The organism is Enterobacter sp. ECC-219 (assembly GCF_043966805.1).
Classification (GTDB): Bacteria; Pseudomonadota; Gammaproteobacteria; order Enterobacterales; family Enterobacteriaceae; genus Enterobacter; species Enterobacter cloacae_N.
In genome coordinates, this window is the sequence record NZ_CP143680.1 from 1,387,443 (window position 1) to 1,410,959 (window position 23,517).

At 55.7% G+C, this 23,517-nt stretch carries 20 protein-coding genes and 1 pseudogene; 14 read left to right on the top strand and 7 right to left on the bottom strand.

Annotated features, from left to right (window positions below; all coding sequences use genetic code 11):
* Positions 1-57 precede the first annotated feature (57 nt).
* Complete coding sequence (gene nhaR / locus V1603_RS06535) at positions 58-957, top strand: transcriptional activator NhaR (RefSeq protein WP_080328999.1); 900 nt, start codon at positions 58-60, stop codon at positions 955-957.
* A gap of 57 nt (positions 958-1,014) precedes the next feature.
* On the opposite strand, the gene rpsT is transcribed toward nhaR, so the two are convergent.
* A complete protein-coding gene (gene rpsT, locus V1603_RS06540) occupies positions 1,015-1,278 on the bottom strand; it encodes a 30S ribosomal protein S20 (RefSeq protein ID WP_003856458.1) in 264 nt (87 codons plus the stop codon).
* Between the two features lie 101 nt (positions 1,279-1,379).
* Here rpsT and V1603_RS06545 point away from each other — a divergent pair.
* The 13 genes and pseudogenes from V1603_RS06545 (at position 1,380) to folA (ending at position 16,680) form a co-directional block, all read left to right on the top strand.
* Positions 1,380-1,598 (top strand): annotated as a pseudogene (locus tag V1603_RS06545) (DUF2575 domain-containing protein).
* Between the two features lie 7 nt (positions 1,599-1,605).
* Positions 1,606-2,532 (top strand): bifunctional riboflavin kinase/FAD synthetase, encoded by a 927-nt coding sequence (ribF, locus tag V1603_RS06550; protein ID WP_116342430.1) that lies wholly within the window; start codon positions 1,606-1,608, stop codon positions 2,530-2,532.
* Between the two features lie 45 nt (positions 2,533-2,577).
* On the top strand, positions 2,578-5,394 hold the full coding sequence (ileS, locus tag V1603_RS06555; RefSeq protein WP_395313660.1) for an isoleucine--tRNA ligase: 2,817 nt from the start codon (positions 2,578-2,580) through the stop codon (positions 5,392-5,394).
* Positions 5,394-5,894 carry a signal peptidase II gene (gene lspA / locus V1603_RS06560; protein WP_028015470.1) on the top strand — a complete coding sequence of 167 codons (501 nt, stop codon included), beginning with the start codon at positions 5,394-5,396 and terminating at the stop codon, positions 5,892-5,894. The genes ileS and lspA overlap by 1 nt, the downstream gene beginning before the upstream one ends.
* Positions 5,895-5,946: 52 nt before the next feature.
* Positions 5,947-6,396: an FKBP-type peptidyl-prolyl cis-trans isomerase gene (fkpB, locus tag V1603_RS06565; protein WP_003856450.1), complete on the top strand. Its 450-nt coding sequence runs from the start codon at positions 5,947-5,949 to the stop codon at positions 6,394-6,396.
* Between the two features lies 1 nt (position 6,397).
* Positions 6,398-7,348: a 4-hydroxy-3-methylbut-2-enyl diphosphate reductase gene (gene ispH, locus V1603_RS06570; protein WP_116342434.1), complete on the top strand. Its 951-nt coding sequence runs from the start codon at positions 6,398-6,400 to the stop codon at positions 7,346-7,348.
* A 205-nt stretch (positions 7,349-7,553) separates the two neighbouring features.
* On the top strand, positions 7,554-8,375 hold the full coding sequence (gene dapB / locus V1603_RS06575; RefSeq protein ID WP_163330295.1) for a 4-hydroxy-tetrahydrodipicolinate reductase: 822 nt from the start codon (positions 7,554-7,556) through the stop codon (positions 8,373-8,375).
* Positions 8,376-8,829: 454 nt separating this feature from the next.
* Positions 8,830-9,978: a glutamine-hydrolyzing carbamoyl-phosphate synthase small subunit gene (gene carA / locus V1603_RS06580; protein ID WP_010427050.1), complete on the top strand. Its 1,149-nt coding sequence runs from the start codon at positions 8,830-8,832 to the stop codon at positions 9,976-9,978.
* 18 nt (positions 9,979-9,996) lie between these two features.
* Positions 9,997-13,221, top strand: a complete 3,225-nt coding sequence (gene carB / locus V1603_RS06585) for a carbamoyl-phosphate synthase large subunit (protein ID WP_395313661.1) — start codon at positions 9,997-9,999, stop codon at positions 13,219-13,221.
* Between the two features lie 139 nt (positions 13,222-13,360).
* A complete protein-coding gene (locus tag V1603_RS06590) occupies positions 13,361-13,594 on the top strand; it encodes a YgdI/YgdR family lipoprotein (RefSeq protein WP_116342438.1) in 234 nt (77 codons plus the stop codon).
* Positions 13,595-13,697: 103 nt separating this feature from the next.
* On the top strand, positions 13,698-14,228 hold the full coding sequence (gene kefF / locus V1603_RS06595) for a glutathione-regulated potassium-efflux system oxidoreductase KefF (protein WP_395313662.1): 531 nt from the start codon (positions 13,698-13,700) through the stop codon (positions 14,226-14,228).
* Positions 14,221-16,086, top strand: coding sequence for a glutathione-regulated potassium-efflux system protein KefC (gene kefC, locus V1603_RS06600; RefSeq protein ID WP_395313663.1), 1,866 nt, complete (start codon positions 14,221-14,223; stop codon positions 16,084-16,086). Before kefF ends, kefC begins: the two co-directional genes overlap by 8 nt.
* Positions 16,087-16,200: 114 nt before the next feature.
* Complete coding sequence (folA, locus tag V1603_RS06605) at positions 16,201-16,680, top strand: type 3 dihydrofolate reductase (RefSeq protein WP_006173915.1); 480 nt, start codon at positions 16,201-16,203, stop codon at positions 16,678-16,680.
* Between the two features lie 81 nt (positions 16,681-16,761).
* On the opposite strand, the gene apaH is transcribed toward folA, so the two are convergent.
* Genes apaH through lptD form a run of 6 tightly spaced genes read right to left on the bottom strand, consistent with a single transcriptional unit; the run spans position 16,762 to position 23,491 of the window.
* Positions 16,762-17,610, bottom strand: a complete 849-nt coding sequence (apaH, locus tag V1603_RS06610; protein ID WP_116342444.1) for a bis(5'-nucleosyl)-tetraphosphatase (symmetrical) ApaH — start codon at positions 17,608-17,610, stop codon at positions 16,762-16,764.
* A 4-nt stretch (positions 17,611-17,614) separates the two neighbouring features.
* Positions 17,615-17,992 carry a Co2+/Mg2+ efflux protein ApaG gene (gene apaG, locus V1603_RS06615; RefSeq protein ID WP_014882505.1) on the bottom strand — a complete coding sequence of 126 codons (378 nt, stop codon included), beginning with the start codon at positions 17,990-17,992 and terminating at the stop codon, positions 17,615-17,617.
* Positions 17,993-17,995: 3 nt separating this feature from the next.
* Positions 17,996-18,817, bottom strand: coding sequence for a 16S rRNA (adenine(1518)-N(6)/adenine(1519)-N(6))-dimethyltransferase RsmA (gene rsmA, locus V1603_RS06620; protein ID WP_110915128.1), 822 nt, complete (start codon positions 18,815-18,817; stop codon positions 17,996-17,998).
* Positions 18,814-19,800, bottom strand: a complete 987-nt coding sequence (gene pdxA, locus V1603_RS06625; RefSeq protein WP_163330298.1) for a 4-hydroxythreonine-4-phosphate dehydrogenase PdxA — start codon at positions 19,798-19,800, stop codon at positions 18,814-18,816. Before pdxA ends, rsmA begins: the two co-directional genes overlap by 4 nt.
* A complete protein-coding gene (gene surA / locus V1603_RS06630; protein ID WP_116342448.1) occupies positions 19,800-21,086 on the bottom strand; it encodes a peptidylprolyl isomerase SurA in 1,287 nt (428 codons plus the stop codon). The genes pdxA and surA overlap by 1 nt, the downstream gene beginning before the upstream one ends.
* A gap of 53 nt (positions 21,087-21,139) precedes the next feature.
* A complete protein-coding gene (gene lptD / locus V1603_RS06635; protein WP_166710090.1) occupies positions 21,140-23,491 on the bottom strand; it encodes an LPS assembly protein LptD in 2,352 nt (783 codons plus the stop codon).
* Between the last annotated feature and the right edge of the window lie 26 nt (positions 23,492-23,517).

Here is a 23,517-nt window from a genome sequence, read left to right on the forward strand (position 1 = left end):
GGAACACCGGGAGGAGGCGATCCTTCTCCCGATACACACTCAGGGAGAGAAGACGCGATGTCTCATTTAAATTACAACCATCTGTACTACTTCTGGCACGTCTATAAACAGGGCTCGGTCGTGGGGGCCGCAGAGGCGCTTTACCTGACGCCGCAAACCATCACCGGGCAAATTAAAGCCCTGGAAGAACGTCTGCAGGGTAAGCTCTTCAAGCGAAAGGGCCGTGGGATTGAGCCGAGCGAGCTGGGTGAACTGGTTTTCCGCTATGCGGACAAAATGTTCACCCTGAGCCAGGAGATGCTGGATATCGTCAACTACCGCAAAGAGTCGAACCTGCTCTTTGACGTGGGCGTGGCGGATGCGCTCTCCAAACGGCTGGTGAGCGGCGTGCTGGATGCCGCCGTGGTAGAGGATGAACAAATCCACCTGCGCTGCTTTGAATCCACCCACGAGATGCTGCTGGAGCAGCTGAGCCAGCATAAGCTGGACATGATTATCTCGGACTGCCCCATCGACTCCACACAGCAGGAGGGGCTGTTTTCAGTGAAAATTGGCGAATGCGGCGTGAGCTTCTGGTGCATCAATCCGCCGCCGGAGAAACCTTTCCCGGCCTGTCTCGAAGAGCGTCGCCTGCTGGTGCCGGGAAGGCGTTCCATGCTGGGACGCAAGCTGCTGAACTGGTTTAACTCACAGGGGCTGAACGTGGAGATCCTCGGTGAGTTTGACGATGCTGCGCTGATGAAAGCCTTCGGCGAAGCGCATAATGCGATCTTCGTGGCACCAACGCTCTATGCGCACGATCTCTATTCAGACGATAAGATTACGGAGATTGGCAGGGTAGATAACGTGATGGAAGAGTACCACGCCATTTTCGCCGAAAGGATGATTCAGCATCCGGCGGTGCAGCGAATCTGCAACCGTGACTACTCGGCGCTATTTACGCCACCGGCGTTCTGAAGACATAAAAAAACCCGCGTTAAGCGGGTTCTTTAAACAAGCAACAACAAGTGGCGATTAAGCCAGTTTGTTGATCTGCGCGGTCAGGTTTGCTTTATGACGCGCTGCTTTGTTTTTGTGGATCAGACCTTTAGCAGCCTGACGATCCACGATTGGTTGCATTTCGTTAAATGCGTTCTGCGCTGCAGCTTTGTCGCCAGCTTCGATTGCTGCGTATACTTTCTTGATGAAAGTACGCATCATAGAGCGACGGCTTGCGTTGTGCTTACGAGCCTTTTCAGACTGAACGGCACGTTTCTTAGCTGATTTGATATTAGCCAAGTCCAACTCCCAAATATGTTCTATGTGGACAATTCAAAGGCCGAGGAATATGCCCTCTTTGCCTTCTTTTGTCAATGGATTTGTGCAAATAAGCGCCGTTAATTAGCGACGCTACGTTACGTAGTGATGGCGCAGGATTCTACCAGCTTGTCTTTCGTGAATACAGCCTTTCGGCGTAAAAATCGCAGTTCACGGGCAGATTTTTTCGCTGTGAAAGGTCAGCCTGATGAAATCATTACGGCTTTCTGTTTTGCGCGAACAATCGCCGGTTAACCTTAACCGCTGTACAAGGTATACTTTGGCGATTTTCACTGTTTTGAGCCAGACATGAAGCTGATACGCGGCATACATAATCTCAGCAGAGCCCCGCACGGGTGCGTGCTGACTATTGGTAATTTCGACGGCGTGCATCGTGGTCATCAGGCGCTGTTGCAGGGATTGCGTAAAGAAGGGGAGGCCCGTGGCCTGCCCGTTGTGGTGATGATTTTCGAGCCACAGCCGCTGGAGCTGTTCGCGGGCGATAAATCTCCCGCCCGCCTCACTCGCCTGCGCGAAAAGTTGCGCTACCTGGCAGAGTCCGGCGTGGACTACGTATTGTGCGTGCGTTTCGATCGTCGCTTTGCCGCACTGACAGCACAAAATTTCGTCAGCGACCTGCTGGTTAAGCGTCTTGGCGTACAGTTTCTCGCCGTGGGGGATGATTTCCGCTTTGGCGCTGGTCGTCAGGGCGATTTCTTGCTATTACAGAAGGCTGGTCTGGAGTACGGTTTTGACGTCACCAGCGCGATGACCTTCTGTGAAGGCGGCGTGCGCGTCAGCAGCACGGCGGTGCGTCAGGCGCTGGCTAATGATGAACTGGAGACGGCAGAAACTCTGCTGGGACATCCATTTACCATCTCTGGCCGCGTGGTCCATGGCGACGCGCTGGGCCGCACGATAGGTTTCCCGACGGCGAATATACCGCTGCGTCGTCAGGTTTCCCCGGTTAAAGGGGTCTATGCGGTGGAAGTAGCAGGACTTGGCGATAAGCCGTTTTACGGCGTTGCCAACATTGGCACGCGTCCGACCGTTGCTGGTGTGCGTCAACAGCTAGAAGTGCACCTGCTGGACGTTGTAATGGACCTTTATGGTCGCCATATAGATGTGATACTGCGTAAAAAAATACGCAATGAGCAGCGATTTGCTTCGCTGGATGAACTTAAGGCGCAAATCGCGCGAGATGAATTGACGGCCCGCGAGTATTTTGGGCTATAGAACCGGCTTAACTGCCTACGTGATAAATACGGAACCGAGAATCTGATGAGTGACTATAAATCAACCCTGAATTTGCCGGAAACAGGGTTCCCGATGCGCGGCGATCTCGCCAAGCGCGAACCGGGAATGCTGGCGCGTTGGACCGATGATGACCTGTACGGCATCATTCGTGCAGCTAAAAAAGGCAAAAAAACCTTCATTCTGCATGATGGCCCTCCATATGCGAATGGCAGCATTCATATTGGTCACTCTGTAAACAAGATTCTGAAAGACATTATCGTGAAGTCCAAAGGACTCGCGGGATATGACTCGCCTTACGTTCCGGGCTGGGACTGCCACGGTCTGCCCATTGAGCTGAAAGTGGAGCAAGAGTTTGGCAAGCCTGGCGAGAAGTTTACCGCTGCAGAGTTCCGCGCGAAGTGCCGCGAATACGCTGCCACCCAGGTTGAAGGCCAGCGCGCTGACTTTATCCGTCTGGGCGTGCTGGGCGACTGGTCGCACCCGTACCTGACCATGGACTTCAAAACCGAAGCCAACATCATCCGTGCGCTGGGCAAAATCATCGGTAACGGTCACCTGCACAAAGGCGCGAAGCCGGTACACTGGTGCGTGGACTGCCGCTCTGCGCTGGCAGAAGCGGAAGTGGAGTATTACGACAAAACTTCACCTTCTATCGATGTGGCCTTCGAAGCGGTCGATCAGGATGCCATTAAAGGTAAATTCGGTCTGCCTGGCGTTAGCGGCCCGATCTCTCTGGTGATCTGGACCACTACCCCATGGACGCTGCCAGCCAACCGTGCAATCTCGCTCTCCGGCGAGTTTGAATACGCGCTGGTGCAGATTGATGGCCGCGCGGTTATCCTGGCAAAAGATCTGGTTGAAAGCGTGCTGAAACGCGCGAATATCACCGACTACACCGTGCTGGGTACCGTAAAAGGCGACGCGCTTGAGCTGATGCGCTTCAAACACCCGTTCCTGGACTTCGATGTTCCGGCGATCCTGGGCGACCACGTGACGCTGGACGCGGGTACCGGTGCGGTACATACCGCCGGTGGCCACGGTCCTGACGACTACAACATCAGCCTGAAGTACGGTCTTGAAATCGCCAATCCGGTTGGCCCGGACGGTTCTTACCTGCCTGGCACCTATCCGGCGCTGGACGGCATCAACGTCTTCAAAGCGAACGACATTATCGTTGATATGCTGCGCACCAGCGGCGCGCTGCTGCACGTTGAGAAAATGCAGCACAGCTATCCGTGCTGCTGGCGTCACAAGACGCCAATCATCTTCCGTGCGACCCCGCAGTGGTTCGTTAGCATGGATCAGAAAGGCCTGCGCGAGCAGTCTCTGAAAGAGATCAAAGGCGTGCAGTGGATCCCGGACTGGGGCCAGGCGCGTATCGAATCCATGGTGGCTAACCGTCCTGACTGGTGTATCTCCCGTCAGCGTACCTGGGGCGTGCCGATGTCTCTGTTCGTACATAAAGAGACGCAGGAACTGCATCCGAACACCCTGGAACTGATGGAAGAAGTGGCGAAGCGCGTTGAAGTTGACGGCATTCAGGCGTGGTGGGATCTCGACGCCCGTGACATCCTGGGCGCGGACGCAGACAACTACGAGAAAGTGCCGGATACCCTGGACGTGTGGTTCGACTCCGGGTCTACTCACGCCTCCGTGGTCGATGTGCGTCCGGAGTTTGCCGGCCACGCTGCCGATATGTATCTGGAAGGCTCTGACCAACACCGCGGCTGGTTCATGTCATCTTTGATGATCTCCACCGCGATGAAGGGTAAAGCGCCTTACCGTCAGGTACTGACTCACGGCTTCACCGTGGATGGACAGGGCCGTAAGATGTCCAAATCCATCGGTAACACCGTTTCTCCACAGGACGTGATGAACAAGCTGGGCGCGGATATCCTGCGCCTGTGGGTAGCCTCTACCGACTACACCGGCGAAATGGCTGTATCTGACGAGATCCTGAAGCGTGCTGCTGACAGCTATCGTCGTATCCGTAACACCGCGCGCTTCCTGCTGGCGAACCTGAACGGTTTTGATCCGGTGAAAGACATGGTGAAACCGGAAGAGATGGTCGTGCTGGACCGCTGGGCGGTAGGCTGCGCGAAAGCGGCGCAGGAAGACATCGTTGAGGCGTATGAGTCCTACGACTTCCACGAAGTGGTGCAGCGCCTGATGCGCTTCTGCTCCATCGAGATGGGCTCGTTCTACCTCGACATCATCAAAGACCGCCAGTACACCGCGAAGGCGGACAGCGTGGCGCGCCGTAGCTGCCAGTCCGCGCTGTTCCACATCGCAGAAGCGCTGGTGCGCTGGATGGCACCGATCATGTCCTTCACCGCAGATGAAATCTGGGGCTATCTGCCTGGCGACCGTGAGAAATATGTCTTCACCGGCGAGTGGTATGAAGGTCTGTTCGATCTCTCCAGCACCGAAGCAATGAACGATGCCTTCTGGGACGAGCTGCTGAAAGTGCGTGGCGAAGTGAACAAGGTGATCGAGCAGGCGCGTGCTGATAAGAAAGTTGGTGGCTCTCTGGAAGCGGCAGTGACTCTGTACGCCGAACCTGAGCTGGCGGCGAAGCTGACCGCGCTGGGCGATGAATTGCGATTTGTCCTGTTGACCTCCGGAGCAAAAGTTGCGGATTATGCCGAGGCTTCTGCTGATGCGCAGCAGAGCGAGCTGCTCAAGGGGCTGAAAGTCGCGCTGAGCAAAGCCGAAGGTGAGAAGTGCCCGCGCTGCTGGCATTACACTACCGATATCGGCCAGGTGGCGGAACACGCAGACATCTGCGGACGCTGTGTAAGCAACGTCGCCGGTGACGGCGAAAAACGTAAGTTTGCCTGATGAGTAAAACTCTCTGTTCAACAGGACTGCGCTGGCTGTGGCTGGTTGTGGTGGTGCTGATTATCGATCTGGGCAGCAAGTTCCTGATCCTCCAGAATTTTGCTCTGGGGGAGACGGTTTCGCTGTTCCCGTCGCTTAACCTGCACTATGCACGCAACTACGGCGCGGCGTTTAGCTTCCTTGCCGACAGCGGTGGCTGGCAGCGCTGGTTCTTTGCGGGTATCGCTCTCGGTATCTGCGTGGTGCTGGCCGTGCTGATGTACCGCTCAAAGGCCACGCAAAAGCTGAATAACATTGCCTACGCGCTGATCATTGGCGGCGCGCTCGGCAACCTGTTTGACCGCCTGTGGCACGGCTTTGTGGTCGATATGATCGACTTCTACGTCGGCGACTGGCACTTCGCGACCTTTAACCTGGCCGATACCGCAATTTGCATCGGTGCGGCGTTAATCGTGCTGGAAGGCTTCTTGCCTAAACCGGCCGCGAAAGAGCAGGCGTAACACACTCGCCCGGTGGTGTAATGCCACCGGGCAAAACAAGCGAGCAATTTGCATGTCTAAATCCGTACAGAGCAACAGCGCGGTTCTCGTTCACTTCACGCTGAAGCTGGATGACGGCTCCACCGCCGAATCCACCCGCAATAACGGCAAACCTGCCCTGTTTCGTCTCGGCGATACCTCCCTGTCTGAAGGTCTTGAGCAGCAGCTCCTTGGCCTGAAAGAGGGGGAGAAAAAAGCGTTCTCGCTGGAGCCGGATGCCGCGTTTGGCGTGCCAAGCCCGGATCTGATCCAGTATTTCTCGCGCCGCGAGTTTATGGACGCGGGCGAACCGGAAATCGGGGCGATTATGCTCTTTACCGCTATGGACGGCAGCGAAATGCCTGGCGTGATCCGCGAGATTAACGGCGACTCTATCACCGTTGACTTCAACCATCCGCTTGCCGGGCGTACCGTTCATTTTGATGTTGAAGTGCTGGAAATCGATCCTGCACTGGAGGCCTGAAATGCAGATCCTGTTGGCTAACCCGCGCGGCTTCTGCGCCGGTGTAGACCGCGCTATCAGCATTGTTGAAAACGCGCTGGAGATTTACGGCGCGCCAATTTACGTGCGTCACGAAGTGGTGCATAACCGATACGTGGTGGACAGCCTGCGCGAGCGCGGCGCTATTTTCATCGAGCAGATCAGCGAAGTGCCGGACGGTGCGATCCTGATCTTCTCTGCGCACGGCGTCTCTCAGGCGGTGCGTAACGAAGCGAAAAGCCGCGATTTAACCGTTTTCGACGCAACCTGCCCATTAGTGACGAAAGTGCATATGGAAGTGGCGCGCGCCAGCCGTCGCGGTGAAGAGTCGATTCTGATTGGCCATGCGGGTCATCCGGAAGTCGAAGGCACCATGGGCCAGTACAGCAATCCGGAAGGGGGAATGTATCTGGTTGAGTCGCCGGAAGATGTCTTTACGCTGAACGTGAAAAATGACGCCCGTCTGTCGTTTATGACCCAGACGACGCTCTCGGTTGATGATACCTCGGATGTGATTGACGCCCTGCGCCAGCGCTTCCCGAAAATCGTCGGGCCGCGTAAGGATGACATCTGCTACGCGACCACCAACCGCCAGGAAGCGGTGCGCGCGCTGGCTGAACAGGCGGACGTGGTGCTGGTGGTCGGCTCCAAAAACTCGTCTAACTCCAACCGTCTGGCCGAACTGGCGCAGCGCATGGGTAAAGCGGCGTTCCTGATCGACGACGCGGCGGACATCCAGGAAGCGTGGGTTAAAAATGCGGTCTGCGTTGGCGTTACCGCAGGCGCTTCCGCGCCGGATATCCTGGTGCAGAACGTGATAACCCGTCTGCAGGAGCTGGGCGGTGGCGAAGCGGTTCCGCTGGAAGGACGCGAAGAGAATATCGTCTTCGAAGTGCCGAAAGAGCTGCGTATCGACGCCCGCGAAGTGGAATAACCCCTAAACAGCGAAAAGGCCAGCATCTCATGTGCTGGCCTTTTTTTTGCCCCGTACTTTATCGTGACCACAAAATCATGTCTTTTACTGATATTTAAGTCGGTTTCACGTTAAATTCTAATTATTGGTGTTTTCAGTTGGCAGCCTCCGCGAAGGCTGGTTAATCTGAAAACGATTTACATCATTTTAACGTAAGAGAATAACTATGCATGATGCACAGATCCGTGTCGCCATTGCGGGCGCGGGTGGACGTATGGGCCGTCAGCTGATTCAGGCGGCACTTCAGATGGATGGCGTAGCGCTGGGCGCGGCGCTGGAGCGTGAAGGCTCATCGCTTTTGGGGGCCGACGCAGGTGAACTGGCGGGCGCAGGAAAGACGGGCGTTACCGTCCAGAGCAGCCTGGATGCGGTTAAAGATGACTTCGATGTGTTTATCGACTTTACCCGCCCGGAAGGTACGTTGACGCACCTGGCATTTTGCCGCCAGCACGGCAAGGGGATGGTGATCGGCACCACCGGTTTTGATGACGCGGGTAAGCAGGCCATCCAGGACGCATCAAAAGAGATCGCGATTGTCTTCGCGGCGAACTTTAGCGTGGGCGTTAACGTCATGCTCAAGCTGCTGGAGAAAGCAGCGAAGGTCATGGGCGACTATACCGATATTGAAATTGTCGAAGCCCACCACCGCTACAAGGTTGATGCGCCGTCAGGCACGGCGCTGGCGATGGGCGAGGCGATTGCTCATGCACTCGATAAAGATTTAAAAGACTGCGCTGTCTATGCCCGCGAAGGTCACACCGGCGAACGCGTACCGGGCACTATTGGTTTCGCAACGGTACGTGCGGGTGACATCGTCGGCGAACATACGGCGATGTTCGCCGATATTGGTGAACGCGTGGAGATTACTCATAAAGCCTCAAGCCGCATGACGTTTGCCAACGGCGCGGTACGTTCCGCTTTGTGGCTTAAAAACAAGAAAGATGGACTTTTTGATATGCGAGATGTGCTGGATCTCAACAATTTGTAAGCATTATTACCCATCGTGATGTGGTTATTGCAGTCGTAATTCTTTGATTGCATAGGGCAATATTTTATTGCCCTTATATTTTACCTGTTTAGCTATTGTTTTGTTTATTGATCCATGAAAATACAACTATTCTTCCTGGTTTTCGTTACTGAAATGTAAATTTTGACCATTTGGTCCACTTTTTGATGCTGTGTCGACTCATTTTTCATTAAATTCGGCGCGCAAGCGTTTTCCGCAGTGATTTACCTGATCTTTTTGTCGCTTAAGCTTCACTCGCCTCACCAGATGCGCAAAAGACTAAACAAAATATCCGTTTTAAGTTGACTTTTACCCACCAAATCTCCAGAATGCCGCCGTTTGCCAAAAATCCGCTGGCAACACATTTGCATTGATCCATGACACGGTTATGAATTAATATGCAAATAAAGTGAGTGAATATTCTCTGGAGGGTGTTTTGATTAAGTCAGCGCTATTGGTTCTGGAAGACGGAACCCAGTTTATCGGTCGGGCCATAGGGGCAACGGGTTCGGCGGTTGGGGAAGTCGTTTTCAATACTTCAATGACCGGTTATCAAGAAATCCTCACTGATCCTTCCTATTCTCGCCAAATCGTTACTCTTACTTATCCTCATATCGGCAATGTCGGCACCAACGCGGCTGACGAAGAATCTTCTCAGGTACATGCGCAAGGCCTGGTCATTCGCGACCTGCCGCTGATTGCCAGCAACTTCCGCAATACCGAAGACCTCTCTTCTTACCTGAAGCGCCATAACATCGTGGCGATTGCCGATATCGATACCCGTAAGTTAACGCGTCTGCTGCGCGAGAAGGGTGCACAGAACGGCTGCATCATCGCCGGTGATAACCTCGATGCGACGCTGGCGCTGGAAAAAGCGAAAGCCTTCCCGGGCCTGAACGGCATGGACCTGGCGAAAGAAGTGACGACCGCGGAAGCCTACAGCTGGACGCAGGGTAGCTGGACGCTGGAAGGCGACCTGCCGGAAGCGAAAAAAGAGAGCGAGCTGCCGTTCCACGTGGTGGCCTACGATTTTGGCGCCAAGCGCAACATTCTGCGCATGCTGGTTGACCGCGGCTGCCGCCTGACGGTGGTGCCGGCTCAGACCTCTGCCGAAGACGTATTGAAGATGAATCCGGACGGTATTTTCCTGTCCAACGGCCCTGGCGACCCGGCACCGTGCGATTACGCCATCGCCGCCATTAAGTCCTTCCTGGAAACCGACATCCCGGTATTCGGCATCTGCCTCGGCCATCAGCTGCTGGCGCTGGCGAGCGGTGCGAACACCGTTAAGATGAAGTTCGGCCACCACGGTGGTAACCACCCGGTGAAAGACATCGATAACAACACGGTAATGATCACCGCGCAGAACCACGGCTTTGCCGTCGATGAAGCCTCTATGCCGGCTAACCTGCGCGTGACCCATAAGTCGCTGTTCGATGGCACCCTGCAGGGGATTCATCGCACCGATAAGCCAGCATTCAGCTTCCAGGGTCATCCGGAAGCCAGCCCGGGCCCGCACGACGCCGCGCCGCTGTTCGATCACTTCATCGAACTTATCGAGCAATACCGTAAGACTGCTAAATAATCAGGAGCCGAGAAGACCATGCCAAAACGTACAGACATAAAAAGCATCCTGATCCTTGGCGCTGGCCCGATTGTCATCGGCCAGGCCTGTGAATTCGACTACTCCGGCGCGCAGGCGTGTAAAGCCCTGCGTGAAGAGGGCTACCGCGTTATTCTGGTGAACTCTAACCCGGCAACCATCATGACCGACCCGGAAATGGCCGATGCAACCTACATCGAGCCGATTCACTGGGAAGTGGTGCGTAAAATCATCGAGAAAGAGCGTCCGGACGCGGTCCTGCCAACCATGGGCGGCCAGACGGCGCTGAACTGTGCGCTGGAGCTTGAGCGTCAGGGCGTGCTGGCCGAGTTCGGCGTAACCATGATTGGTGCGACCGCCGACGCGATTGATAAAGCAGAAGACCGTCGCCGCTTCGACGTGGCGATGAAGAAAATCGGCCTCGACACCGCGCGTTCCGGTATTGCGCACAACATGGAAGAGGCGCTGGCCGTTGCGGCTGAAGTGGGTTATCCATGCATCATCCGTCCTTCCTTCACCATGGGCGGCACCGGCGGCGGTATCGCCTACAACCGCGAAGAGTTCGAAGAGATTTGCGAACGCGGTCTGGATCTTTCCCCAACCAAAGAGCTGCTGATTGATGAATCGCTGATTGGCTGGAAAGAGTACGAGATGGAAGTGGTGCGTGATAAAAACGACAACTGCATCATCGTCTGCTCCATCGAAAACTTCGATGCGATGGGTATCCACACCGGCGATTCCATCACCGTTGCGCCAGCCCAGACGCTGACCGACAAAGAGTATCAAATCATGCGTAACGCCTCGATGGCGGTACTGCGTGAAATCGGCGTGGAAACCGGCGGCTCTAACGTGCAGTTCTCCGTTAACCCGAAAACCGGCCGTCTGATTGTTATCGAAATGAACCCGCGCGTGTCCCGCTCCTCCGCGCTGGCCTCCAAAGCGACCGGCTTCCCGATTGCGAAAGTGGCGGCGAAGCTGGCGGTGGGTTATACCCTTGATGAGCTGATGAACGACATCACCGGTGGCCGCACCCCTGCGTCCTTCGAGCCGTCCATCGACTACGTTGTGACTAAAATTCCTCGCTTTAACTTCGAGAAATTCGCAGGTGCGAACGACCGTCTGACCACCCAGATGAAATCCGTCGGTGAAGTGATGGCGATTGGCCGCACGCAGCAGGAATCCCTGCAGAAAGCGCTGCGCGGCCTCGAAGTGGGCGCGACCGGCTTTGACCCGAAAGTGAGCCTGGACGACCCGGAAGCGCTGACCAAAATCCGCCGCGAGCTGAAAGACGCGGGCGCGGAGCGCATCTGGTACATCGCCGATGCCTTCCGTGCTGGCCTGTCCGTCGACGGCGTGTTCAACCTGACCAACATCGACCGCTGGTTCCTGGTGCAGATTGAAGAGCTGGTGCGTCTCGAAGAACAGGTCGCTGAGCTGGGCATCACCGGCCTGGACGCAGACTTCCTGCGCATGCTGAAGCGTAAAGGCTTCGCCGACGCGCGTCTGGCTAAGCTGGCGGGCGTGCGCGAAGCGGAAATCCGCAAGCTGCGCGACCAGTATGACCTGCACCCGGTTTACAAGCGCGTCGACACCTGTGCGGCAGAGTTTTCTACCGACACCGCGTACATGTACTCCACCTATGAAGACGAGTGCGAAGCGAATCCGTCCGTCGACCGCGACAAGATTATGGTGCTGGGTGGCGGTCCAAACCGTATCGGCCAGGGCATCGAGTTTGACTACTGCTGTGTACACGCCTCGCTGGCGCTGCGCGAAGACGGTTACGAGACCATCATGGTCAACTGTAACCCGGAAACCGTCTCTACCGACTACGACACTTCTGACCGTCTCTACTTCGAGCCGGTTACCCTGGAAGACGTGCTGGAAATCGTGCGCATTGAGAAGCCAAAAGGCGTTATCGTGCAGTACGGCGGCCAGACCCCGCTGAAGCTGGCGCGCGCGCTGGAAGCGGCAGGCGTGCCGGTTATCGGCACCAGTCCGGATGCGATTGACCGTGCGGAAGACCGCGAGCGTTTCCAGCAGGCGGTTGACCGTCTGAAGCTGAAACAGCCTGCGAACGCCACCGTGACCGCTATCGAACAGGCTGTCGAGAAGGCGAAAGAGATTGGCTACCCGCTGGTGGTACGTCCTTCCTACGTACTGGGCGGCCGCGCGATGGAAATCGTTTATGACGAAGCCGACCTGCGCCGCTACTTCCAGACCGCGGTGAGCGTCTCCAACGATGCGCCTGTGCTGCTCGACCGCTTCCTCGACGACGCGGTAGAAGTGGACGTGGACGCCATCTGCGATGGCGAAATGGTGCTGATTGGCGGCATCATGGAGCACATCGAGCAGGCGGGCGTACACTCCGGCGACTCCGCCTGCTCTCTGCCAGCGTACACGCTGAGCCAGGAAATTCAGGACGTGATGCGTCAGCAGGTGCAAAAGCTGGCCTTCGAACTGCAGGTCCGCGGCCTGATGAACGTTCAGTTCGCGGTAAAAGACAACGAAGTTTACCTGATTGAAGTGAACCCGCGTGCAGCACGTACCGTACCGTTCGTCTCCAAAGCCACTGGTATTCCGCTGGCGAAAGTGGCGGCACGCGTGATGGCAGGCCAGACGCTGGCTCAGCAGGGCGTGACAAAAGAGATCATCCCACCGTACTACTCGGTGAAAGAAGTGGTGCTGCCGTTCAACAAATTCCCGGGCGTTGACCCGCTGTTAGGGCCAGAAATGCGCTCTACCGGGGAAGTGATGGGCGTGGGCCGCACCTTCGCAGAAGCGTTCGCGAAGGCGCAGCTGGGCAGTAGCTCCACCATGAGAAAATCAGGCCGTGCGCTGCTCTCCGTTCGTGAAGGTGACAAAGAGCGCGTGGTTGACCTGGCCGCCAAGCTGCTGAAACAGGGCTTCGAACTGGATGCAACCCACGGTACGGCGATTGTGTTGGGCGAAGCCGGCATCAACCCGCGTCTGGTGAACAAGGTGCATGAAGGTCGTCCGCACATTCAGGATCGTATCAAGAATGGCGAATACACCTACATCATCAACACCACCGCAGGCCGCCAGGCGATTGAAGACTCCAAGCTGATTCGCCGCAGCGCGCTGCAGTACAAAGTGCACTACGACACCACCCTGAACGGCGGTTTCGCGACGGCCATGGCGCTGAACGCGGACGCCACCGAGAAGGTGATTTCGGTGCAGGAAATGCACGCGCAGATTAGCAAGTAAGACAAATTGCCCGGTGCCGTTCGGTAACCGGGCATTCTTCCTCTCTTCAGAACCTTCTGGTTTTTCATCCGCTTTCAGTCAGTTAGCCTAAAATGGTTAGGTCGATAACGAAATTCATCTGAGAGCAGGGGAAAACACCATGCAAAATAAATTACTGATCGCTTCCGTTCTGGCTGCCACGACAATGTTTACCGTTGCGGGCTGTTCGTCTAATCAGGCCGTAAAAACCACCGATGGCAGAACCATTGTCACCGACGGCAAACCGCAGGTGGATGACGATACCGGTCTGGTGTCTTACAAAAACGCTGAAACCGGCCAAACTGAGCAGATTAACCGTGACCAGGTTAAATCGATGGGCGAACTGGATAACTAATTCAGAATTCTGACGTAAACCCGTCAATAATATTCACTATTAGCCTGTTGAATTACTGACTACACTCTTTTGTTAAAAGAAAGCAGTAACCACAGGCTAATCAATGATTCTGATAATTTATGCCCACCCTTATCCGCACCATTCGCATGCGAATAAGCGGATGCTTGAGCAGGTAAGGACGCTTGATAACGTAGAGATACGTTCCCTCTATGAACTCTATCCCGATTTTAATATCGATATCGCTGCCGAACAGGAGGCGCTTTCCCGTGCCGATCTGATTATCTGGCAGCATCCCATGCAGTGGTACAGCACGCCCCCGCTCCTGAAACTGTGGATTGATAAAGTCTTCTCCCATGGCTGGGCGTATGGTCACAACGGCCATGCGCTAAAAGGCAAAAGCCTGATGTGGGCGGTCACTACCGGCGGTGGGGAAAGCCACTTTGATATTGGTTCCTTTCCCGGGTTTGACGTGCTGGCGCAGCCGCTGCAGGCCACTGCGCTTTACTGTGGACTGAACTGGCTCCCGCCGCTTGCGATGCACTGCACCTTTGTTTGCGACGATGAAACGCTGCAGGCGCAGGCTCGCCATTATAAACAACGCTTACTTGAGTGGCAGGAGACGCACCATGGATAGCCATACGCTGATACAGGCGCTGATTTATCTCGGCGCGGCGGCACTGATTGTGCCCGTGGCGGTACGTCTGGGGCTGGGCTCTGTTCTCGGTTACCTGATTGCGGGCTGCGTCATTGGGCCGTGGGGCTTTCGACTGGTCACGGATGCGGAGGCGATCCTCCATTTCGCTGAAATTGGCGTTGTGCTGATGCTGTTTGTGATTGGCCTGGAGCTGGATCCGCAGAGATTATGGAAGCTTCGCGCCTCGGTATTTGGCGGAGGCGCGCTGCAGATGGTGGCCTGCGGACTGCTGCTCGGCGGGTTCTGTATCCTGTTAGGCATGGACTGGAAAGTGGCAGAGCTTATCGGCATGACGCTGGCGCTCTCTTCGACGGCGATTGCCATGCAGGCGATGAACGAGCGAAATCTGACGGTCTCGCAGATGGGGCGCAGCGCGTTTTCGGTGCTGCTGTTCCAGGATATTGCCGCTATTCCGCTGGTGGCGATGATTCCGCTGCTGGCGGCAAGCGGCTCGTCCACGACGCTGAGTGCGTTCGCGCTTTCGGCATTAAAAGTCGTGGGGGCGCTGGCGCTGGTGGTCCTGCTGGGGCGCTATGTGACCCGTCCGTTACTGCGGTTTGTTGCCCGCTCGGGCCTGCGCGAAGTGTTCAGCGCCGTGGCACTGTTCCTGGTGTTTGGCTTTGGTTTGCTGCTTGAGGAAGCCGGACTGTCGATGGCGATGGGGGCCTTCCTCGCAGGCGTTCTGCTGGCGAGCTCTGAATACCGTCACGCGCTGGAAAGCGATATCGAGCCGTTCAAAGGGTTGCTGCTGGGGCTGTTTTTCATCGGGGTGGGGATGTCCGTCGACTTCGGCACGCTGGTCACGCACCCGCTGCGGATTGTCATCCTGCTCGTCGGTTTCCTCGTCATTAAAATGGTGATGCTGTGGCTGATTGCGCGCCCATTGAAGGTGCCGAACAAGCAGCGCCGCTGGTTTGCCGTGCTGCTGGGTCAGGGAAGCGAATTTGCGTTCGTGGTGTTTGGCGCCGCGCAGATGGCAAACGTGCTGGATCCCGAGTGGGCGAAAGCGTTGACGCTGGCGGTCGCGCTGTCGATGGCGGCGACGCCTGTTCTGCTGGTGGTACTGACGCGCCTTGAAAAATCGGGTAGCGAGCAGGAGCGCGAAGCCGACGAGATCGACGAGGAGCAGCCGCGCGTTATTATCGCCGGATTTGGCCGCTACGGGCAGATCGTGGGTCGTTTACTGCTGTCGAGCGGGGTGAAGATGGTTATCCTCGATCACGACCCCGACCATGTTGATACCCTGCGTAAATTTGATATGAAGGTGTTTTACGGCGATGCGACCCGCGTCGACTTGCTGGAATCCGCCGGGGCGGCAAAAGCAGAGGTGTTGATTAACGCCATTGACGATCCGGAGACCAGCATGCAGATGGTGGAGCTGGTAAAAGAGCATTTCCCTGCGCTGACGATAATTTCCCGCGCGCGCGATGTAGATCATTACATCCGGCTGCGCCAGGCAGGGGTTGAGGCGCCGGAACGTGAGACATTCGAAGGCGCGCTGAAGTCTGGCCGGATGGCGCTGGAAAATCTGGGGCTCGGCGCGTATGAGGCGCGCGAACGTGCGGACCTGTTCCGCCGCTTTAACACCGGGATGGTGGAAGAGATGGCGGCGATGGCAGGCAGCACGGCCACGGAGCGTGCAGCGGTGTTTAAACGCACCAGCGCGATGCTGACGGAAATCATTAACGAGGACCGCAATCACCTGTCGCTGATCCAGCGTCACGGCTGGCAGGGCACGGAAGAGGGCAAGCACACCGGCGATCCGGCTGACGAGCCCGAGAGTAAACCTTCCGCGTGAAGTGGAGTTGCCAGCAATAATAAAAAATTTCTGTATCTTTACTCTGCCGCCAGTCGACGAAAGATTAAGCTTTCCGTATAGTGGCGGCAATTTTTTGCATCCGGGAAATTTTCAATGATCAGTCTGATTGCAGCGCTGGCGGTGGACCGCGTTATCGGTATGGAAAATGCCATGCCGTGGAACCTGCCTGCCGATCTCGCATGGTTTAAGCGTACTACGTTAAACAAGCCGGTAGTGATGGGCCGCCTGACCTGGGAGTCGATTGGTCGTCCATTGCCGGGCCGTAAGAATATCGTTATCAGCAGCCAGCCGGGCACTGACGATCGCGTTGAATGGGTTAAGTCCGTTGATGAAGCGATTGCCGCCTGTGGTGACGCGGAAGAGATCATGGTGATCGGTGGCGGTCGTGTGTATGAACAGTTCCTGCCAAAAGCGCAGAAGCTGTATCTGACCCACATTGATGCAGAAGTGGAAGGGGATACCCATTTCCCGGATTACGATCCGGACGAATGGGAATCTGTGTTCAGCGAATTCCACGACGCCGATGCGCAGAACTCCCACAGCTACTGCTTCGAGATTCTGGAGCGTCGTTAAGTGATTTTCCTACCCCTCTCCCCTCTTCCCAAAGGGGAGAGGGGACTGTTCGGTGCGGTCTTTTGGGGAGGGGGGCAATAGTCAGGAGGCAACGGCCTCACTTTCCCCTAAGTCCAGCTGTCGGTTGGACGGCTGCACAAAGTAAGCTTTATCTTCCCAGCGTAAGCAGGTTAACTCTCCGCCCCAGCAGCATCCGGTATCCAGACCGTAGATCCCGTCCGGCGTGCCTTTTCCTTCCAGCGCAGCCCAGTGACCAAATACCACGCTGTACTCGCTGGTCACCGGTCCAGGAATAGCAAACCACGGTTTGAGCGGGGCAGGCGCGCTTTCCGGTGTCTCTTTGGAATACATGTCCAGCTGCCCGTTCGGGAAGCAGAAACGCATGCGGGTGAACGCATTGGTGATAAAGCGCAGGCGGGCCAGACCGCTGAGATCCTCGCTCCAGTGGTTCGGCATATCGCCGTACATGGCATCAAGGAAGAAAGGGTACGAGTCGCTCGCCAGCACTGCCTCTACGTCACGCGCGCAGGTTTTCGCTGTCTCAAGATCCCATTGCGGCGTGATCCCGGCATGGGCCATGACCAGCTTTTTCTCCTCGTCGACCTGAAGTAAGGGCTGACGGCGCAGCCAGTTAATCAGTTCGTCCGCGTCTGGCGCATCCAGCAGGGGAGAGAGGCGATCTTTAGGTTTGTTGCGGCTGATCCCGGCAAATACGGCCAGCAGGTGAAGATCGTGGTTGCCCAGCACCATGCGAACGCTGTCGCCCAGCGATTTGACGAAACGTAAAACCTCAAGCGATCCCGGGCCGCGCGCGACTAAATCGCCCGTCAGCCAGAGCGTGTCCTGTCCTGGCGTAAAGTCGACCTGTTTTAACAATGCGATCAGTTCATCGTAGCAACCGTGAACGTCGCCAATCAGATATGTAGACATTAGATTAATGAATGAGTGTGGTTACGGCGAGACGGAACACAGGAATAGCAACGCGGAACACGTTGCCATCGACGTCGACCATTTCGTAATGGCCTTGCATGGTACCCAGCGGCGTTTCAATCACCGCGCCGCTGGTGTACTGGTACTCTTCGCCAGGGGCGATGTGGGGCTGCTCACCGACCACGCCTTCACCCTGAACTTCAATTTCGCGGCCATTGCCGTTAGTGATAAGCCAGTAGCGCCCGCGCAGTTGCACGGGCATCCGCCCCAGATTGCGAATGGTCACGGTGTAGGCAAAGACAAAACGCTCTTCATCCGGCGAGGATTGCGATTCAACATAAACGCTTTGTACATGGACACATACGCGGGGCGAATCAATCATGGCTTAACTCTCCTTCGGCGGCGCATTTTCGCTGATGTAATTAGCCAGCTTGCAGTACTGCTCTACGGAAATGTTTTCCGCACGCATTGCCGGGTCGATCCCCAGCTCTGCTAACACCTCAACGGTAAACGAATTGCTCAGGCTGTTACGGATCGTTTTACGGCGCTGGTTGAACGCTTCTGTTGTGATGCGGCTGAGTACGCGCAGATCTTTAACCGGATAAGGTTTTGTTTTGTACGGCACCAGGCGCACAACCGCAGAATCTACTTTCGGTGGTGGCGTGAACGCGGACGGCGGTACTTCGAGTACCGGGATCACGTTGCAATAATATTGTGCCATCACGCTTAAACGACCATACGCTTTACTGTTCGGCCCTGCAACCAGACGGTTAACAACCTCTTTTTGCAACATGAAGTGCATGTCGGCAATGGCATCAGTATAGCTAAAGAGGTGGAACATTAGCGGCGTGGAGATGTTATACGGCAGGTTGCCGAACACGCGCAGCGGCTGGCCCATTTTTTCCGACAGTTCGCCAAAGTTCATGGTCATGGCATCCTGCTGGTAGATGGTCAGCTTTGGTCCGAGGAACGGGTGCGTTTGCAGGCGTGCGGCCAGGTCGCGGTCCAGTTCGATAACGGTCAGCTCGTCGAGGCGTTCGCCTACCGGCTCGGTCAGCGCGGCAAGACCCGGGCCGATTTCGACCATAGCCTGACCTTTCTGCGGATTAATAGCAGACACGATGCTTTCGATCACGAACTGATCGTTGAGAAAGTTTTGCCCGAAGCGTTTACGGGCTAAGTGGCCCTGATGGACTCGATTAGTCATTGAGTATTAACAATCATTTTGATGGCGAGATTAAGCGCCGTAATAAAACTGCCGACATCCGCTTTCCCCTGGCCTGCCAGATCCAGCGCAGTGCCGTGGTCAACGGATGTTCGAATAAAGGGTAAACCGAGGGTGATATTCACCCCGCGGCCAAAGCCCTGGTATTTTAGCACGGGCAGGCCCTGATCGTGGTACATCGCGAGCACGGCGTCGGCATTATCCAGGTATTTCGGCTGGAAAAGGGTATCCGCAGGCAGCGGTCCACTGAGATTCATCCCCTTCGCCCGCATTTCGTTGAGCACCGGAATAATGGTGTCGATCTCTTCGGTGCCCATGTGCCCGCCTTCTCCGGCGTGCGGATTCAGGCCGCAGACCAGCACGTGGGGCTGCGGGATCCCAAATTTTGTCTGTAGATCGTGGTGCAAAATCCCGATGATTTCGCGCAGGAGTTCAGGGGTGATCGCATCAGGAATGGCTTTGATCGGCAGATGGGTTGTCACCAGCGCAACGCGCATCGCTTCCGTCGCCAGCATCATCACCACTTTCGGGCTGTGCGAGCGCTCTTCGAAGAACTCCGTATGCCCGGTAAACGGTATGCCCGCTTCGTTGATGACGCCTTTGTGGACGGGGCCGGTGATCAGAGCGGCAAATTCGCCCTTCAGGCAACCGTCGCAGGCGCGAGCAAGGGTGTCAACGACGTAATGGCCGTTTTCCGTGCTGAGCTGGCCTGGAACAACGGGTGTACGAAGGGGGACAGAGAGCAGCGTGAGCGTACCGGCCTGCTGTGGTGCGGGCTGTTGGCCTTCATCGTAAGGGATGAGCGTTAGAGGCAGACCGAGCAGCTTCGCCCGGTCTTGTAACAGTGTTGCATCAGCGCAGACAACCAGTTCTACCGGCCAGCTGCGCTGGGCGAGCTGGACAACGAGGTCAGGCCCAATCCCGGCGGGTTCGCCGGGCGTGATAACAACACGATGCTGTTTCATTAGTTGCTTAGCACTTTCACATAAGCACTGGCGCGTTGTTCCTGCATCCAGGTTGCCGCTTCTTCAGAGAATTTACGGTTAAACAGCATACGGTAGGCTCTGTCTTTCTGCGCCGCATCCGTTTTGTCCACGTTGCGTGTGTCCATCAGTTCGATCAGATGCCAGCCAAATGAAGAGTGAACCGGGGCGCTGAGCTGACCCTTATTCAGCTTCATCAGTGCATCGCGGAAGGCAGGATCGTAAATGTCCGCTGCCGCCCAGCCCAGATCGCCGCCCTGGTTCGCAGAGCCAGGATCCTGAGAGAACTCCTTCGCTGCATTGGCAAACGAGGTTTTACCGCTCTTAATGTCCGCGGCAATCTGCTCCAGCTTCGCACGCGCCTGATCGTCAGTCATAATCGGTGACGGCTTCAGCAGAATGTGGCGAGCGTGAACTTCAGTCACGGAGATGTTCTGGCTCTGACCGCGCAGATCGTTCACTTTCAGAATGTGGAAGCCCACGCCTGAACGGATTGGACCCACAATATCGCCTTTCTTCGCCGTGCTCAGCGCCTGAGCAAAGATGGAAGGCAGCTCCTGAATACGTCCCCAGCCCATCTGGCCGCCTTTCAGCGCCTGCTGGTCAGCGGAGTAGGTGATAGCCAGCTTGCCAAAGTCGCTGCCGTTACGCGCCTGGTCGACAATAGAACGTGCCTGACTTTCTGCTTCCGCAGCCTGATCGGACGTTGGGTTCTCTGGCAGTGGGATCAGAATGTGGCTCAGGTTCAGCTCTGTGCTCGCATCGTTCTGGTTGCCCACCTGCTTTGCCAGCGCGTCCACTTCCTGCGGCAGGATCGTGACGCGGCGGCGCACTTCGTTGTTACGCACTTCCGAAATCAGCATCTCTTTACGGATCTGGTTGCGGTAGGTGGCGTAGCTGATACCGTCATAAGCCAGACGACTGCGCATCTGGTCTGGCGTCATGTTGTTCTGCTTTGCAATGTTAGCGATGGCCTGATCGAGCTGCTCGTCAGTCACCTTCACGCCCATTTTCTGACCCATCTGCAGGATAATCTGATCCATGATCAGACGCTCCAGGATCTGATGGCGCAGCGTAGCATCATCCGGAAGCTGCTGGCCTGCTTCGCCCGAATTGAGCTTCACGGATTTCATCAGACCGTCAACGTCACTTTCGAGCACGACGCCGTTGTTAACGACAGCCGCGACCTTATCAACAACCTGGGGGGCCGCGAAGCTGGTATTCGCAACCATAGCGACACCGAGCAGCAGCGTTTTCCAGTTCTTCATACTTTTTCCATTTCAATTAACCGCAAAGCGGATTACGTTTTAAATCAAGCACATTACAAAGAGCTACTGTACGGCAGAATGTTCGAACGCAGCATCTGATGCGTGCCAAGGCCGTAGTTGGAACTCAGGCCGCGCAGTTCGACATTAAAGCCAATCACGTTATCGTATTTGCCCTGATTGTTTTCACTGTCCCAGCCGTTAAGCTTACGCTCGTAACCGACGCGCAGCGCGTAACAGCAGGAGTTATATTGCAGACCCACCATCTGGTCCGCTGGCTTATTCGCGTTAGTGTCAAAGTAGTAAGCGCCTACGATTGACCAGCGGTCGGCGATAGGCCAGCTTGCTGCGCCACCCACCTGCGAGATGCCGTCTTTATACTGTTCATTGCCAGCATAGGAAGGCAATGTTGCCTGAATATATTCCGGGCTGGCGTAACGATACGTCAACTGCATCATCCGGTCTTCATCGCGGCGGTACTCAATAGCCGCGCTACTTGTGGCGATATTATCGAGGCGAGTGTCATACTGCACGCCGCCACGCAGACCCCAGCGGTCAGTCATGCGCCAGTAAGTATCACCCGCCCAAACCAGCGATCCCGTTTTGTTGTCTTTCTCCCAGTTAATGTTGTCATCACCGGTACGTGACTCGGTGAAATAGTAGATTTGACCAACAGAAACGTTAAAACGTTCAACGGCGGCATCATCATAAACGCGCGTAGTGACGCCTGTCGTTAACTGGTTAGCGGATGCGATACGGTCCAGACCGCCATAAGTACGGTCACGGAACAGGCCGCTGTAGTCAGACTGCAGTAAAGAAGAGTCGTAGTTCTGGATATTGCTCTGATCGCGATACGGCACGTACAAATACTGCATACGCGGTTCAAGCGTCTGGGTATAACCATCCGCCAGCAGGGCCATATCACGTTCGAAGATCAACTTGCCGTCCATTTTGAACTGCGGGAGCGTTCGGTTTACCGACTCTTCCAGATGCGCATTTCGGGTGGCATTGTAATTATCAACATTTTTTTGTTGATAGTGAGTCGCCATCAGCTTGGCTTCGGTATTCAGGCTTGCCCAGTCGTTAGACCACGGCAGATTGATCGTCGGCTCAAGGTGAACACGCGTGGCTTCCGGCATATCCGAATCCGTGTTCACGAAATGTACTGCCTGAGCGTAAACCCGGGTGTCGAATGGACCTACGTTATTCTGATACCAGTTAACGTCCAGCTGTGGTTCTGCACCATATGTAGGCGTGGACTGGTCAGAAAATACCTGGAACTGCTTGGTCGAGACGGTTGCATCAAAGTTCTGCACCGCATAGCCAACGCTGAACTTCTGCGTGGCATAGCCATCCGTGCTCGAACCGTATTTGGACGAGAAATCGTTAAAATAAGATGAGTCGCTAACTTTGGTGTAGTCAATATTAAAGCGCCACACCTGATCCATCACCCCGGCATGCTGCCAGTAGAATAACCAGCGGTGTTTATCACCTTCCGTTGGATGCTCATCCTGGAACACTTTATCCGACGGCAGATAATCCAGCTCCATCAGGCCAGCACCGGCCTGAGTCAGATAGCGGAACTCATTCTCCCACATGATGTTGCCGCGCTTGTGGATATAGTGCGGCGTGATCGTGGCGTCCATGTTGGGCGCGATGTTCCAGTAATACGGCAGGTAGAACTCAAAGTAATTCGAAGTGCTGTATTTGGCATTGGGGATCAGGAAACCTGAGCGACGCTTGTCGCCCACGGGAAGCTGCAGGTAAGGGCTGTAGAAAACCGGAACTGGGCCGAGCTTAAAGCGGGCGTTCCAGATTTCCGCGACCTGTTCTTCACGGTCATGGATAACTTCGCTCCCGACCACGCTCCAGGTATTTGAACCCGGCAGACAGGATGTAAAGGAGCCATTCTCCAGAATCGTATAGCGGTTTTCACCGCGCTGCTTCATCAGGTCCGCTTTACCGCGTCCCTGGCGACCCACCATCTGGTAATCACCTTCCCAGACGTTAGTGTCTTTAGTATTCAGGTTTGACCAGGCTTTCGGACCTTTCAGGATGACCTGATTATCGTCATAGTGCACATTACCCAGCGCATCCACCGTTCGTACCGGCTCGGCCGCGCCTTCCGGCTGCTTCTGGTGCAACTGCACTTCATCCGCCTGCAGGCGGCTATTGCCCTGGTTAATATCCACATTACCCGTAAACGTGGCATTGTCAGGATAAGTACCTTTGGAGCTATCGGCAGTAATGGTTACCGGCAAGCTATTTGTATCGCCCTCCACCAGTGGGCGATTATAACTTGGGACGCCAAGCATACACTGCGAGGCGAGATCGGCCGCCAGCCCCTGTTGACTGTAAAGGGCGGAGCCAATCATTGTGGCCAGGAGGGTGGGGATACGTTTTTTCATACGTTATATTTTATTGTTCCGTCATC